This is a genomic window from Sebaldella termitidis ATCC 33386 (assembly GCF_000024405.1).
Lineage (GTDB): Bacteria > Fusobacteriota > Fusobacteriia > Fusobacteriales > Leptotrichiaceae > Sebaldella > Sebaldella termitidis.
This window is the reverse complement of record NC_013517.1, coordinates 1659076-1673108: the sequence shown is the minus strand read 5'-3', so window position 1 is coordinate 1673108 and position 14033 is coordinate 1659076. Positions and strand designations below refer to the sequence as shown.

15 protein-coding genes and 1 riboswitch are annotated in these 14033 nt (G+C 34.5%); of the genes, 3 read left to right on the top strand and 12 right to left on the bottom strand.

Annotated features, from left to right (window positions below; all coding sequences use genetic code 11):
- Positions 1–3: 3 nt before the first annotated feature.
- Positions 4–516 (bottom strand): hypothetical protein, encoded by a 513-nt coding sequence (locus STERM_RS07710; protein WP_012861026.1) that lies wholly within the window; start codon positions 514–516, stop codon positions 4–6.
- A 34-nt stretch (positions 517–550) separates the two neighbouring features.
- Positions 551–1429, bottom strand: a complete 879-nt coding sequence (mreC, locus tag STERM_RS07705) for a rod shape-determining protein MreC (protein WP_012861025.1) — start codon at positions 1427–1429, stop codon at positions 551–553.
- Positions 1430–1736: 307 nt separating this feature from the next.
- Here mreC and hydF point away from each other — a divergent pair, with 307 nt between their 5' ends.
- Positions 1737–2960, top strand: a complete 1224-nt coding sequence (gene hydF, locus STERM_RS07700; RefSeq protein ID WP_012861024.1) for a [FeFe] hydrogenase H-cluster maturation GTPase HydF — start codon at positions 1737–1739, stop codon at positions 2958–2960.
- Positions 2961–3138: 178 nt separating this feature from the next.
- Here the strand turns inward: hydF and STERM_RS07695 are convergent, their stop codons facing one another.
- The 9 genes from STERM_RS07695 to STERM_RS07655 form a co-directional block, all read right to left on the bottom strand.
- Positions 3139–4215 carry a gluconeogenesis factor YvcK family protein gene (locus STERM_RS07695; protein ID WP_012861023.1) on the bottom strand — a complete coding sequence of 359 codons (1077 nt, stop codon included), beginning with the start codon at positions 4213–4215 and terminating at the stop codon, positions 3139–3141.
- 143 nt (positions 4216–4358) lie between these two features.
- Positions 4359–4784, bottom strand: a complete 426-nt coding sequence (locus tag STERM_RS07690) for a MarR family winged helix-turn-helix transcriptional regulator (protein WP_012861022.1) — start codon at positions 4782–4784, stop codon at positions 4359–4361.
- Positions 4785–5176: 392 nt separating this feature from the next.
- Positions 5177–6151 (bottom strand): SMI1/KNR4 family protein, encoded by a 975-nt coding sequence (locus STERM_RS07685; RefSeq protein ID WP_012861021.1) that lies wholly within the window; start codon positions 6149–6151, stop codon positions 5177–5179.
- 114 nt (positions 6152–6265) lie between these two features.
- Complete coding sequence (gene hpf, locus STERM_RS07680; protein WP_012861020.1) at positions 6266–6586, bottom strand: ribosome hibernation-promoting factor, HPF/YfiA family; 321 nt, start codon at positions 6584–6586, stop codon at positions 6266–6268.
- A 61-nt stretch (positions 6587–6647) separates the two neighbouring features.
- On the bottom strand, positions 6648–7328 hold the full coding sequence (locus STERM_RS07675) for an ABC transporter ATP-binding protein (RefSeq protein WP_012861019.1): 681 nt from the start codon (positions 7326–7328) through the stop codon (positions 6648–6650).
- Positions 7321–8478, bottom strand: coding sequence for an ABC transporter permease (locus tag STERM_RS07670; protein ID WP_012861018.1), 1158 nt, complete (start codon positions 8476–8478; stop codon positions 7321–7323). Before STERM_RS07670 ends, STERM_RS07675 begins: the two co-directional genes overlap by 8 nt.
- Positions 8472–8759 carry a barstar family protein gene (locus tag STERM_RS07665; RefSeq protein ID WP_012861017.1) on the bottom strand — a complete coding sequence of 96 codons (288 nt, stop codon included), beginning with the start codon at positions 8757–8759 and terminating at the stop codon, positions 8472–8474. The genes STERM_RS07670 and STERM_RS07665 overlap by 7 nt, the downstream gene beginning before the upstream one ends.
- A 25-nt stretch (positions 8760–8784) precedes the next feature.
- On the bottom strand, positions 8785–9372 hold the full coding sequence (locus tag STERM_RS22375; protein ID WP_012861016.1) for a ribonuclease domain-containing protein: 588 nt from the start codon (positions 9370–9372) through the stop codon (positions 8785–8787).
- Between the two features lie 266 nt (positions 9373–9638).
- Positions 9639–10094, bottom strand: a complete 456-nt coding sequence (locus STERM_RS07655; RefSeq protein ID WP_012861015.1) for a MerR family transcriptional regulator — start codon at positions 10092–10094, stop codon at positions 9639–9641.
- Positions 10095–10252: 158 nt separating this feature from the next.
- Here STERM_RS07655 and STERM_RS07650 point away from each other — a divergent pair, with 158 nt between their 5' ends.
- Positions 10253–11425, top strand: a complete 1173-nt coding sequence (locus STERM_RS07650) for an iron-containing alcohol dehydrogenase (protein WP_012861014.1) — start codon at positions 10253–10255, stop codon at positions 11423–11425.
- Between the two features lie 146 nt (positions 11426–11571).
- Here STERM_RS07650 and STERM_RS07645 read toward each other — a convergent pair whose 3' ends face one another.
- Positions 11572–11847 (bottom strand): HU family DNA-binding protein, encoded by a 276-nt coding sequence (locus tag STERM_RS07645; RefSeq protein WP_012861013.1) that lies wholly within the window; start codon positions 11845–11847, stop codon positions 11572–11574.
- A gap of 402 nt (positions 11848–12249) precedes the next feature.
- Positions 12250–12347, top strand: a riboswitch (purine riboswitch).
- A gap of 74 nt (positions 12348–12421) precedes the next feature.
- On the opposite strand from STERM_RS07645, the gene guaA reads away from it, so the two are divergent.
- Entirely contained in the window at positions 12422–13960 is a 1539-nt protein-coding gene (gene guaA / locus STERM_RS07640) for a glutamine-hydrolyzing GMP synthase (RefSeq protein ID WP_012861012.1), read from the top strand.
- Positions 13961–14033: the final 73 nt, after the last annotated feature.

Sequence of the window (14033 nt, the reverse complement as noted above, 5' to 3'; positions counted from 1 at the left end):
AAACTATTTAAAATTAGAAAGATTAAAAGTAATTTTTGTTTTGCCGTTTTCAGAAATTCTTACTGTTTTGGGGTATGTATTCCCGCCTGAACTTGTATATCCCGAAAAGGATGCCGTATATTCCTTTGTTTCTATCGAAACTAATTTGGAATCACTGAACACGAACTTATTATCTCCTTTGGTAACAGTATTTTTTCCGTTTATAGATTTTAACATGTTTATTATATTCAGAAAATTCGCCTCGTCACTGTCTACATTCTGGGTAACCGTCTGCTTCAGCGACGGATAATATATTGTTTTCTGGCTTCCCGAATAAGTATAAACCTCTCCCTTATTTACAGACGGTGAATTGATTGTTACTTTTAGTGTCCCGCCTTTATACACCATTGTATATGCTTTTGATTTTCCGGAGCTTGTCGTTTCATTTACATTTACGCTGAAATTACTTAACTCCCAAAAATCTTTTGAAAATGCTAAAATACTCATAAAAAACATTGTCAGTATTATTTTTTTCATATCGATTTCCTCCAAAAGTTAATTCTGCTCTTATTTAATTATTATTTTGTATGTTTTGTGTATCTGCTCTTTCCTGCTCTTTGATCTCTTCATGCAGAAGCCTGTCCCGATCCACCTTATATACTATCACTTCTCTCAGGTTATAAACATTAAATGACGGTTTTGTACTTATCTCCTTTGTCTTTTTCAAGACCATAGGATTAACTACATTATATGTCCCTATATAAATATCTTTTGGAAAAATATCGCTTATTCCCGAAGTAGTTATTCTCAGCTGTTTTCCTTCTGTTCCGTCTACATCTCCGTTATAATTTTCCACAATAAGCTTATCAGTACCTGTACCTCTGAGAATCCCCGTTTCCTGTCCGTCTATAAGCACACTCACATTTGACTTTTTGCTTGTGAGGAGCATTACTTCGGAGTAATTGGCGTCAGCCTTGACTATTCTCCCGATAAGTACACCCTGGCTTAATACAGGCATATCTGCATCAAGTCCCTGATTGGTACCTTTATTTATATATATTTTTTCATTTGCATTAACACTCTCAAGAAGTATTACTTCCGAAATAATATATTTCACGCCTTCCTGCGGTGCTAATTCCAACAATTCCCTTAATCTTACATTCTCAGCTTTTTCCTGTTCTAGTTCTATAAGCTTTAGTCTGAGTATCTGCAGATCCAGGTTATCCTCTCTGGACTTATTAATAAACCTTTTCACATATAACATATCATTAAAACTGCTTTTTATATATTCAGAATATACATAAACCTTTGACTTTACCTTAACCAGCTTGAAGTTAATAAACTCCCTTGCGCTGTCGCCGAGTCTAAGTATGTTCTGACCCTTGAAAATGAGAAATATAACTAACAAAATAATAAAAAGAACACTTTTTTTTATTCGAAAACTTTTCACATTTCTCTCCTCGATGTTTTTTTAAACTTTCATCAATTATACACTATAATAACAAATTTGTAAATTAAATTTCTCAATAAATCCAGCATTTTTTCAGCATTTTGAATATCATTTTATTTTCAAATTTAAAAATTATATTATTTTTTATATATCAAATGATTATTCATTCTTGTTTTTAGCATTAAAATCAAGCCTTTTTCATATAAAAACATATATGAATCCTTTGACAAAAGAAAATTTTTCTATATATTGAACATACTTCACCTTTTGTGATAAAATTTAAATAAAAAAGGAATGTCTTGAAATTATGAGCTTACAAAAAACACCCAGTTCAAACCGTCTTCACATAGCTATCTTCGGGAAGAGAAATATGGGAAAGTCTTCTCTTATAAATGCAATAACAGGACAGGAGCTGGCAATTGTTTCTGAATTCGCAGGAACTACCACAGATCCTGTATATAAAGCAATGGAAATACTGCCTATAGGTCCTGTTACCCTTATTGATACAGCCGGAATAGATGATGAGGGAAGCCTCGGAAAATTACGTGTGGAAAAAACACTGACCATCATAAGGAAAACCGATATCGCTCTTGTTATTACAGATGCTGACGGTCTGAGCAGCTTTGATAATTCTGTAATAGAACTGCTTAATAAATCAAAAATTCCTTTTATTATTATAATCAATAAGATTGATTTATCCGGCGATACGGAAAAAGCAATACTTGACCTAAAAAATAAAAACTATCATTATCTTGAGGTTTCTGCCAAAAATAAGACAAATATTGATAAGCTGAAAGATATGATAATAAAATATTCTCCGAAAGAATTCGAACAGCCCGGAATACTCACTGATCTTATTCAGTCCGGTGATCATATTGTCCTTGTAATTCCTGTAGATACAGGAATGCCTAAGGGAAGGCTTATTCTGCCGCAGGTACAGGTAATGAGAGATATATTGGATAATAATGCTGTTTTCACTGCATGTAAAGTGGAGGAATTAGATAATACCCTAAAGAATCTGGTAAAAAAGCCGAAGCTTGTAATCACTGATTCACAGGCTTTTGAGGAAGTATCGGCAATTATTCCCGAAGATATTGATCTGACATCATTTTCAATCCTGTTTGCAAGGTACAAAGGTGATCTGCCAAAGCTCATAGAAGGAGTAAAGGCTCTGAAAAATCTTACCGACAATGATAAAGTTCTTATTGCCGAAGCCTGCACACACCATCAGCAGTGTGATGATATAGGAACAGTAAAAATTCCGCGCTGGATCAGACAGCATATAAACGAAAATATACACTTCGATTTCTGCAACGGACGTGATTATCCCGCTAATCTGAAAGAATACAAGGCAGTTATTCACTGCGGCGGATGTATGATTAACAGAAAAGAGATGCTTACAAGAATAGATATGAGCTATGAACAGGGAGTTCCCATAGTAAACTACGGTCTGACAATTGCTTTTGTCAACGGAATTCTGGACAGGGCGGTAAAGCCCTTCAAAGAAGCTTTTGATATCTGGATAAGCTGAAACTATTTTTATATTTTTAAAAACTGTTTTAAGACTCATATTTCTCTGACAGCAGAAAATTATTCCGGTATTTTTCCGTCAGATTTTTATTACTCTCTTAAAGCAGTTTTTTTGTTATATTTAATAAAAAATATCTGTATCAGGGTATTGCTCTTAATACAGATATTTAAAAAAAATTCTAAAATAAATAATTATAATTGTCGATTATCACTTTTGCCAGTTTTTCTTCATTATGCCGAACATATTCACCGTTAAATTTAAGAAAATTACCTTCTATAATTTTTATTTTCATTTTCTCAAGCTCATTTCTCTGATCTTTAGTCAGATAAAGCGACTCAGAATTTTGCTTTGCATATTTCTGAATCAGGTAATCTGGTATTTTTTCTTTGTTTACTATTACCAGATCCACTATTTTTCTGTCATTACAGTGATTTAATATAGCTTTTACATGATCTGCTATATTTAATCCGTCAGTTTCGCCTTCCTGAGTCATCACGTTGGCAATATACATTTTCTTTGCCTTTGATTTCGCAACTGCCTCACTTACCCTGTCAGTAAGCAGATTCGGAATTATACTGGTATAAAGACTGCCCGGACCTATTACTATAAGATCCGCACTTCCCAGTGCAGATATGACATCCTCATACGGCTCCACATTTTCTGGCTGCAGATGTATTTTTTTTATTCTGCTCTTGGTTTTCAGCACTACAGGGGCTATCTTGGATTCTCCAGTTATTTTTTCGCCGTTTTCCAGTTCTGCTACTATATTCACATCTTCAAGAGTCACAGGCAGTACACGTCCTTTTACTGCCAGTATATTAGATATCTTCGTAACAGCGAGCTCGAAATCCTCATATGTACCGTTTAAAGCTGCAAGAAAAAGATTCCCGAAGCTCTGATCCTTCAGACTCCCTTCCTTGAATCTGTACTGCATTATTTTCTGCATTTCGGGCTCTGCATTGGAAAGAGCTATTATACAGTTCCTTATATCTCCTGGAGGAAGCATTCCCATTTCTTCCCTGAGTATACCGGAACTTCCGCCGTCATCTGCCATGGTTACTATTGCCGTAATATTGTCAGTATACTGCTTTAATCCCCGAAGCAGCATGGACTGCCCTGTTCCTCCGCCTATTACTACAATTCTCGGCCCTTTTTTATTTTTTTTCAGTCTTCTGTTTTGTCGGTATATATAGTACAAAGTCATTATATTTGCCAGTAACACTATGATTATCAGTACTTCCAAAGTAATAGACATATTTAATCTCACCTCTGAATATTATTTGCCTGATGCAGTGATCTATCCGCCGTCAGCCGAAGAGTCCACCGCACTAAATTATGCCTAAAAAAATTATATCACATTATCATCTTATTTTCTCTAATAAATTTTGTCAAAAACAGCTATTTTCTGAATTTTTCAAGCAGACTCAGCAGTTCCTCCTTTTCATTTACGGAATATCTGCTGAATATTTCCCCTATATTTTTTAAATGAAACGGAAAAATCCTGCTGATAATCCCAGTTCCTTTATCTGTAAGGGATATCATATACTTTCTCTGATCTATCCCTGATTTTTCTTTTTTGATATATCCGTCTTTTCTAAGATTTTCTATTACTACTGTCATATTCCCGCTTGTGGATAATGTTTTTTCAATTATATCATTAATACACAAAGGCCCCTTATGATACAAGGCTTCCAAAACTCCAAACTGCGGCATAGTCAGCCCGTATTCGTTTATTAGTCTGGACTGCTTCCTGTTAATTACCTGCATTGTTCTGCTGAGAGCTATTACCATTCTCAAATCCAGCTGTTCTTCCTCACTATACATAAATTTCTCCTTACCAGTGTTTATAAAACACTTATTCCTTTTCAGTTCCCAGATTTACACTAATCATCAAAACTTCATACTTAAAAAATACCACTAATTAGTGACAATGTCAAGAATTAAGTTTTTACGCCGAATAAAATCAAAATGTATATTAAAAGCAGCTAAACATATTACAATGAAAACGGAGCATTAGCAGTAATGGACAAATATATCAAAGGTCTTAAATAATAATATATTCAGGAATTTTTACCCCTGTCTTTTATTATTTTGATTGATAAACAGCAGATTCATTTTTACTGTTTATTGCTTTCCAAGCAAAAAAGGGAATGTATCAATTTTTTTGTATTTTGATATATTCCCATTTACATTCTGTATTATATATAAAACATTCCTTATTCCCCGTCTTCGTCCATGGAAATCAGCCCTCTTACAAAATCCTCAAAATTATCAGCCAGATAAGTTCTCTCATAATCCCCTTCCTGATGAATATGAACAACACATGGCTCTCCCTCAGGTCCACAGTCGGAATAATCCAGAAAAATCATATCATGTCCGCCGCTTGGGCAGTCACAAACCGCTACCCCGATATCGGGATAGCCCCATTCTGTAATCCAAAATCTGCTTCCTCTGTCTCCAGTCAAAGAATACATTTTATCACTGCTGATTCCATAAATACTGCTGATCCCGAAAATTTGCGGTTCCCATTCTCTTTGCAAAGGATTTTCAAAATATTTATCGAGAAGCAGACCGCCGTTATGAAGTCTGACAAGTGCTTTATAAGATTCCGGCAGGCGGTAGCCTAGTTCTGCTTCCGCTTCTTCAATCTCTGTATCAGCAGGTGTATTCCCTGTATATTTTTCAAGAGAATAATCGCAATCATCCCAAAAACCGGAAAAATCAAAATCCGTAAAATCAGCATGCTGCGGCTCCCTGCTTCTTTTTATCCTGCACTCTGCTTCAAATGCATTTTTTTCGATACGCCGCGGTGCCCAGCGTTCTGCAAATATTATCCATTTTGCTATACTTTTAGGATGATATGTACCGGGAGTCTCATTAATCTCTTCAAGCCCTCCTGCCTGAGCCTTTCTAAACCAGTCAAGTGCTTCATGCTCTCTGTGAAGCTGATAAAGAGCAAAGCCGTAACGCACGCAGAAAAACGGATTATCGGAATATCTGTTCCGAATGCTGTCAAGTACTTCCAAAGCACCGCAAAAATCATCCTTATTATTCAAAGCCCGTGCAAGAAGACAGATCAGCTCGTCTGTCTGTTCCTGCTCCGGCAGGGCAAGAACAGCCTCACAGATTTTATTATGCTCTCCTGCTGCATGCCAGCCGGCAATTTGTTCCGCTAATAATTCCTTTGACAAAATAAATCCCTCATTTCTTTCTAAAAACTGCAATACATTAATTCATAATTTCCGTAAACTAAACTATGAAAAATCCGCCCCTTCCAGAGGCGGATTTTAAGTTACTTCTTCTATTTAATGTGTTCCTTTTTTATTATGGTCTTTTAATTTTTCTTTATGCTGTCTCACTTTTCGCTCCAATACATCAGTCGCTTTATCTATTGCCGCATACAAATCTTTGTCTTCCATTTCCACTTTTAATTTTAGTCCGTTACCGAACAATAACACATCTGCTCTATGGATCTCCCCTTCCACTTTACTTTTTTCTACTGAAAGCGTAACGTCAATTTCAGTAATATGATCAAAATACTTATTCACCCTTCCGATTTTTTCTTCAGCATATTTTTTGATAGGTTCAGTGACCTCAAGGCGTCTTCCACTGATTATTATATTCATGTAACCACTTCCTCCCTGTGTATTCTAATTATATTATAACCTTATTAATGAAAAAGTCAACTTATAACTTTTCTAATTTCCCCTTTTTTATTTCAAATTTTTCCTTTGTAATCCCTGCCAGTTCCAGACTATGTGTAACTATAATAATAGCCTGACTCTTTTCTTTATTTATCTTAAAAAAAAGATCATGTATTGTCTGACTTGTGTCCACATCGAGATTTCCTGTGGGTTCATCCGCGAGTATCACTGCAGGATCATTTATCATTGCTCTTGCTATTGCTACTCTCTGCTTTTCCCCGCCTGAAAGCTCCGACGGCTTATGCGTAAGTCTTCCGCCGAGTCCTACCATATTCAGATAATCCTCTGCTTTTTTTCTTACGATTTCCTTGTCTGCTTTTTTTCTTACAAGTGCAGGAAGCATCACATTTTCCAAAGCTGAAAATTCCGGAAGCAGATAATGAAACTGGAATACAAAACCTATTTTCTCATTTCTCAAAGTATTTTTCAGATTTTCTTTTTTAAAATCAACATTTATGCCGTCATAAATAACCTCACCGCTTGTAGGTGAATCAAGAAGCCCCAGAATATTCAAGAGTGTTGTTTTTCCGCTTCCTGACTTTCCCTGTATAGAAATAAAGTCTCCGGTATTCAGCTCCAAATTAATGTTTTTCAGTATTTCCAGCTTTTCTACCTTTGTTTCATATATTTTATTTATATTTTTTAAATCTAAAATTCTAGTCATGTTTTAGCGCCTCCACAGGATTTAGTTTTGAAGCTCTGTAAGAAGGATAAAGTGTCGATAAATATACAATTATAATTGTTACCAGATAAATAATCCCTATTTCCTTTAATGTAATAGAAAGCGGAAGTTTATCAAGATAATAAGTATTTGACACTACTTTATTAAAGAGCTTGTCCAGTACAAACAGTACAAGCGGCACCAGCGCAAATGTGGAAATAATCCCCAAAACTCCTATTATCAGACCTTCTATAGTAAAAATCTTTTTCACCATTTTTCCGCTGTATCCTATAGAACGCAATATCCCTATATCTCTTATTTTTTCTCTTACTACCATATTCAATATTACCGAGACTGCGAAACATGCTATTATCACTATAAGCAGCAATAATGACACAAGTACGAATTTCTCGAATTTTACTGCATTAAGCAGCTGCTGATTCTGCTCTCCCCATGTATTTACCTGATAATTAAAGCCCAGCTTTTCTATTTTCTGTTTTACGGCCTCTGCATCTTTGGGATTATTCAGCATGACATCTATTTCGGAAATAACTTCTCCTCTTTCCTGTAATATCTGCATAGTCTGCAGCGGTATCAAAAGAAGATTTCTGTCATATTCATAATAACCGGTTTTAAATATTCCGCTTATTTTGAATCTTACTTCCTTATTTTCCGTTGTAATAACTTTTATATCGTCCCCTACCTTCAGTCCGCCGAATTCATAAGCCATTTCCTCACCTATTATTGCGGAATCCAGTTCAGGAAGAGATTTCTTCCCTGCCACCATTTTCAGATCAATGGTTTTTTCCAGATCTTCATTGGGTATTCCGTTTGCCAGCACTCCTTTGGCATACTCATCGGTCTTTATGATAGACTGTGCTGTATACTTGGGAATAACACCTTTTACCCCGTTTATCTCCTCTATTTTCTTTTTTACATCCATGTAATCTTCGGAAACATCCCCGTTTCCTTTAGTAAGAACAATATGCGGATTCAGAGTAAGCAGGGATTTCAGCATATTTTTCTCCAGTCCGTTTGACACTGTAAGTGAAACCATAAGCACCGTTACCGATATTGCTACTCCCAGTATTGAAAATATACTTTGAAATTTTCTCTCCTTTAAGTGTCTGACCGCTATAAATAACTCTACCATTTATTTTCTCCTCTGTTTATTTTAAAAATAATGTTTTTTTCTGTTTCCTTTTCAGCATCTTTCAGAAGCTCATAAAGATCCCTGTAAAACCCGTTTTTATTTTTATTAAAATTGGTAAATGAAATCGTAAGAGGAAAGTCCAGTTCCCCGCTTGTAAGTACATCCCACAATGCATCAAGATTATCGCCAAAATATTCGGGAAGCTCACATTTTTTTCTTAACTGCAGATAAAAATCTTTTCTGCTGTTTATATTTTTAAAATCAATAACTATATTATTCATATTCAAAACCTGCACTTTTATTAAGCTATTTTATTTCTTCAAAATTTTTGTAATGATCATGGGTAACAAATATTAATCCGTCATTTGAATAAACAACTCTTCGGGCATTTCTTCTTCCGCAGTCGTAGTTTATATCTGCTTCATACCAGATTCTTCCCTTTTTTACAGGAAGAGTTTTTTCTCTGTTAGTAAAGATGTCACCGCCGATTGCCCTTCCCGGAAGCACATCGCATAAATTTCCCTCTTTGGCAACCCAGCCTTCTCTCTGTGCTTCTTTTTTTGTTATATAATATTCAGGAAGCTCTCCGTTTTCTTTCAGATAATCCGTTACTATTTTTTCTTCTGTAAGAGCATCTATGCTTTGGTTATTCTGTATGCTCTTTTTTTCTGCCATATTGTTTTTTGGCTCAGTTTCTCTTTTTATATTTTCTTTTATCTCCTCTTTACTCTCCTCCGCTGTTTCTTTGATATTCTTCTTTTCAGCATTGGTATTTTCAGCCTGCTCTGTTACTGCTGCTTTTATTTCAGACACTTCATTTCTCAAATCCCAAAAATAAAAACCTCCTATAAGTAAAAGAAGCAGTGCACTTATAACTAAAATTAACTTTTTCATTTTATCTCCTCAATATAATGAATTTTGTCCTTTTTCTGAATTTTTTTTCTTATTCCGGCAGTCTTAATTTTCCGGCACCGAAATATTTAAATATTATAAATTATAATATATTCAGAAGGAATTGTCCAATTTTTATGCTGTATTCTCTGGAATGATCAGTACAGAAACAAACATGTCAAAAGAGAAAAAAATACGTTTAGCAGTAATATATGAAAAAAGACCGGAAATATACCAGTCAATTCTTATGAAAAATTTATTATAAAAAATCATTTTAGTTTCAAACCGCTTAATTTTTCTTTTATACGTGCATATTTATCAGGCATATCCTCTGTTTTCATATTCTCAACTGCATCAACTGACCCGATTTCTTTTGCTGTTTCATAATACCAGCACTTATATTCCAATACTTCGCGAATTTGGTTCAATTCCTTTATTTGTCTTTCTACTTTTACACGCTGCTTTTCAAAAATATCCAGACGTTCTCCAATGCTTGAATCTCCTTCTGCTATCATATCCATATATTTTTTAATATCTTTTATAGACATTCCGGCTTGTTTCAGACAATGTATAATAGAAAACCATCCGAAATCCGATTCTCCAAATACACGAATGCCGCTCTCAGAGCGTTTTATAAACGGAAGTAACCCTTCTTTTTCATAATAACGAAGTGTTGAAGGTGCAACATTCATCATTTTTGATATTTCCCCTATACTATATGACATGCTAATTTACCTCCTTATACAAATTATAAAAAATTTTGTTGACTTAAAGTTAACTTTAAGTTGTACAATTATATCAAGCTTCAAATATTGTAGCATATTTAAGTAAATGCTACAAACAAGAAAGCGTCAATAAAGAAAAATCAGGAGGAAAAAATATTATGTTAGGAAATTTTACTTATTCAAACCCGACAAAACTCTATTTTGGAAAAGATTCTCTTAATGGTCTAAATGAAGAGCTTCCTAAATATGGAAAGAATGTACTGCTGGTTTATGGCAGCGGGTCGATCAAAAAAAACGGCATTTATGATGAAGTTATAAAAATTCTTAAAGCTAATAATAAAGAGATTTTTGAAGATGCCGGGGTTATGCCTAATCCTACCGTTGAAAAACTATACGAGGGCTGGTTAAGAGCAAAAAAAGGTAATGTTGATTTTATTTTGGCAGTGGGCGGCGGCTCTGTCTGTGATTATGCAAAGGCTGTTTCTGTTTCTGTTTACTGCGAGGATGATCCGTGGGAGAAATTTTTTCTTCGTATGGAAGATGTTGATAACAAAATTATTCCTGTGGGCTGTGTTTTGACAATGGCAGGAACAGGCTCTGAAATGAACGGCGGTACTGTTATCACCAACCATGACAGTAAGCTGAAAATAGGTCATGTATTTGGCGAGAATGTATTTCCAAAATTTTCTATTATGAATCCGGTTTACACATTTACTCTGCCAAAATATCAAATGACTGCGGGATTTTTTGATATTATGTCTCATATTCTTGAGCAGTATTTTTCCGGTACTGATGATAATACCTCTGATTATATTATGGAGGGTCTGCTGAAATCGCTTATTCATTCTTCAGAAATTGCGGTGAAAAAGCCTGATGATTATGAAGCAAGGAGCAATATTATGTGGATTTCTACATGGGCATTAAATACTCTTATTGCCAAAGGAAAATCTACTGACTGGATGGTACATATGATTGGTCAGTCAGTGGGTGCCTATACTGATGCAACGCATGGAATGACACTTTCAGCAATATCAATTCCTTATTATAAATACATTATGCCTTACGGTATTGAAAAATTTAAGCGTTTTGCTGTAAATGTATGGAATATTAATGCAGAAGGTAAAAGTGACGTACAGATTGCCAATGAAGGTCTTGCCTGTATGGAAAAATGGATGAAGGAAATAGGTCTTGTGATGAGTATCAAAGAATTAGGTGTTACTGAAGATATGCTTGATGGTATTGCAAAGAGTTCTTTTATTCTGGAGGGCGGTTACAAGGTACTTAATCATGAGGAAATTATCAGTATTTTAAAAGAAAGTATGAAAGCATGACCAGAATCTAAAAGGGATTGTATTAAATTTTTTTGATACAGTCCTTTTTATAATTAAAAATAGTTAAAAAACCAACTTTAGTTATACAAAAAAAACTGTAGAGTATTAATCTACAGTCTTCTTGAACACTATACTAATATTTTTTACTATTTTGCAACTTTATCAGCTAATTTTTTTCCAACTTTGAATTTTACTACTTTTTTAGCAGCAATTTTGATTTCTTTTCCAGTTTGTGGGTTTCTTCCTTTTCTTGCAGCTCTTTTTTGAACTCCAAAAGTTCCCCATCCTACGAATTGTACAGGATTCCCTTTAACTAAAGTTTTTTCTACAGTTTCTAAGAAAGCGTTTACTAACTCCTCAGATCTTTTTTTAGTTTCACCTGTTGATTTTGCGTAAGCCTCAATAAATTCTTTTTTTGACATTTTTTTCCTCCTTAATAAACAAATATAATATCACTACTATTTTAGCCATTTTTCAGATTTTGTCAAGTTTTTTTATTATTTTCGCCCCCATTTATTATATATGTGATTAATTGTCACTATGTCAACTTCAATGTTAACAATTACTTTAAAAACTTTGACTTTAAAAAAAATTTTTTCTTTTTTTAGGGGCTTTAGAGTTATTGTACGCTCTACTGTATATATAAAAACTTGGTTCCAAACATTTAATGATTAATGTAACTTATTCTTAGATATGATTTATTATACTGTAATCTGTTTATATAACATCTGTTTTATATTACCTCTATAAATAGTATTTGCCAATATTTGAAAATTAATATATAATTTATTTGACTTACCCATATAAATTATATATAATAACTCAAATATACAAAATTTGAAAGCCATATAAGCCGGTAATATGGTCCGGTGTCTCTATAGCTGACCTGAAATCAGCTGCTATGGGTGAAACTAAATTGTTTTTTTTAGCTTACACTCTTAAAAGTTTTTTTAATTTAAGTGTAAGTTTTTTTATATATGCGAAAGGAGATATTAAATGAAAAAGAAAATTTTGATTGTTGACTTCGGTTCTCAGTACAGTCAGCTGATTGCCAGAAGAATCAGAGAAATGGAAGTTTACTGTGAAATTGTACATCATTCGCAGGTTCTAAAACAAATATCCGAGGAAAAAGATTTTATCACGGGTGTTATACTCTCAGGCGGTCCTGAATCTGTCTATGAGGAAAATTCACCTGCTGTAGAAAAAGAACTGTTCTTTGCCGGTCTTCCTGTCCTAGGTATCTGTTACGGAATGCAGCTGATCGCCCATCTGAACGGAGGAAGTGTGGAAAGAGCCGAAACTAAAGAATTCGGAAAAGCGTCGCTTGAAATTCTGGATGAAAAAAATCCTTTATTCAAAAACGTAAAGCAGAATTCGCAGATCTGGATGAGTCACGGCGACCACATTACTAAGCTTCCCGAAGGATTCAGGGAAATAGCCAGAACATCTTCATGTTCAGCTGCAATAATGAATGATAATAATATTTATGCGCTCCAATTCCATCCCGAGGTATCACATTCAATTTTTGGAAAAGAAATTTTAGAAAATTTTATTTTTAACATTTGTAAATGTGAAAAAAACTGGATAATAAAAAGCTTCATAGAGGAAGAAACAGAAAAAATAAAACAAATTGTAAAAGACGACAAAGTTATACTGGGATTATCCGGCGGTGTTGATTCATCTGTTGCTGCTGTCCTGATTAATAATGCCATAGGAAAACAGCTTACATGCATTTTCGTGGATACAGGGCTCCTAAGAAAAGATGAAGCTAAAAAAGTTCTGGAATATTATAAGGAACACTTTGATCTTGACATTAAATTTGTAGATGCTAAAAATAGATTTTTTGAAAAATTAAAGGGCGCTGACGAGCCTGAACAAAAAAGAAAAATAATCGGTCATGAATTTATAGAGATTTTCAATGAAGAAACATATAAGCTAAAAGGTGCCAAGTTTCTTGCACAGGGGACGATCTATCCTGATGTAATAGAATCACAGTCTATAAAAGGACCGTCACATACTATAAAATCTCATCATAATGTAGGCGGACTTCCTGAAGACCTTGCTTTCGAGCTTTTAGAGCCTCTGAAAGAGCTTTTTAAAGACGAAGTAAGAAAAGTAGGTGCTGAGCTCGGACTTCCGCATTTTGTAGTAAACAGACATCCTTTTCCGGGACCGGGACTTGGAATAAGAGTTATTGGCGAAGTAACGGAAGAAAAGGTAAAAATACTTCAGGAAGCTGATAATATTTTTATTGAGGAGCTTATTGCCAAGGATTATTACGGAAAAGTAAGCCAGGCATTCGTTGCCCTTCTTCCGGTGAAGTCCGTAGGAGTTATGGGAGATCAGAGAACATATGAATACACGGCAGTTATAAGATCCGTAAATACTACTGATTTTATGACAGCTACATGGTCAAAGCTTCCATATGAATTTTTGGAAAATATTTCAAATAAAATTATAAATAAGGTAAACGGAATTAACAGGGTAGTTTATGATATCTCATCTAAGCCGCCTGCGACAATTGAGTGGGAGTAATGTAAATATCAGAAGGAGCCGGAAAAGCTGCCTTCTGATTGTTTAAATCAGATAAATTGGGGGCTTTTGAACT

Bases quoted from the DNA above. Each gene is read 5' to 3' on its own strand.
- STERM_RS07695 (WP_012861023.1), bottom strand. From the start codon at position 4,215: ATGTCTATTACTTTGGAAGTACTGATAATCATAGTGTTACTGGCAAAT.
- STERM_RS22375 (WP_012861016.1), bottom strand. From the start codon at position 9,372: ATGAAAAAGTTAATTTTAGTTATAAGTGCACTGCTTCTTTTACTTATA.
- STERM_RS07645 (WP_012861013.1), bottom strand. From the start codon at position 11,847: ATGTCAAAAAAAGAATTTATTGAGGCTTACGCAAAATCAACAGGTGAA.
- STERM_RS07665 (WP_012861017.1), bottom strand. From the start codon at position 8,759: ATGAATAATATAGTTATTGATTTTAAAAATATAAACAGCAGAAAAGAT.
- hpf (WP_012861020.1), bottom strand. From the start codon at position 6,586: ATGAATATAATAATCAGTGGAAGACGCCTTGAGGTCACTGAACCTATC.
- STERM_RS07655 (WP_012861015.1), bottom strand. From the start codon at position 10,094: ATGTCATATAGTATAGGGGAAATATCAAAAATGATGAATGTTGCACCT.
- STERM_RS07650 (WP_012861014.1), top strand. From the start codon at position 10,253: ATGTTAGGAAATTTTACTTATTCAAACCCGACAAAACTCTATTTTGGA.
- STERM_RS07670 (WP_012861018.1), bottom strand. From the start codon at position 8,478: ATGGTAGAGTTATTTATAGCGGTCAGACACTTAAAGGAGAGAAAATTT.
- STERM_RS07710 (WP_012861026.1), bottom strand. From the start codon at position 516: ATGAAAAAAATAATACTGACAATGTTTTTTATGAGTATTTTAGCATTT.
- STERM_RS07690 (WP_012861022.1), bottom strand. From the start codon at position 4,784: ATGTATAGTGAGGAAGAACAGCTGGATTTGAGAATGGTAATAGCTCTC.
- STERM_RS07675 (WP_012861019.1), bottom strand. From the start codon at position 7,328: ATGACTAGAATTTTAGATTTAAAAAATATAAATAAAATATATGAAACA.
- hydF (WP_012861024.1), top strand. From the start codon at position 1,737: ATGAGCTTACAAAAAACACCCAGTTCAAACCGTCTTCACATAGCTATC.
- guaA (WP_012861012.1), top strand. From the start codon at position 12,422: ATGAAAAAGAAAATTTTGATTGTTGACTTCGGTTCTCAGTACAGTCAG.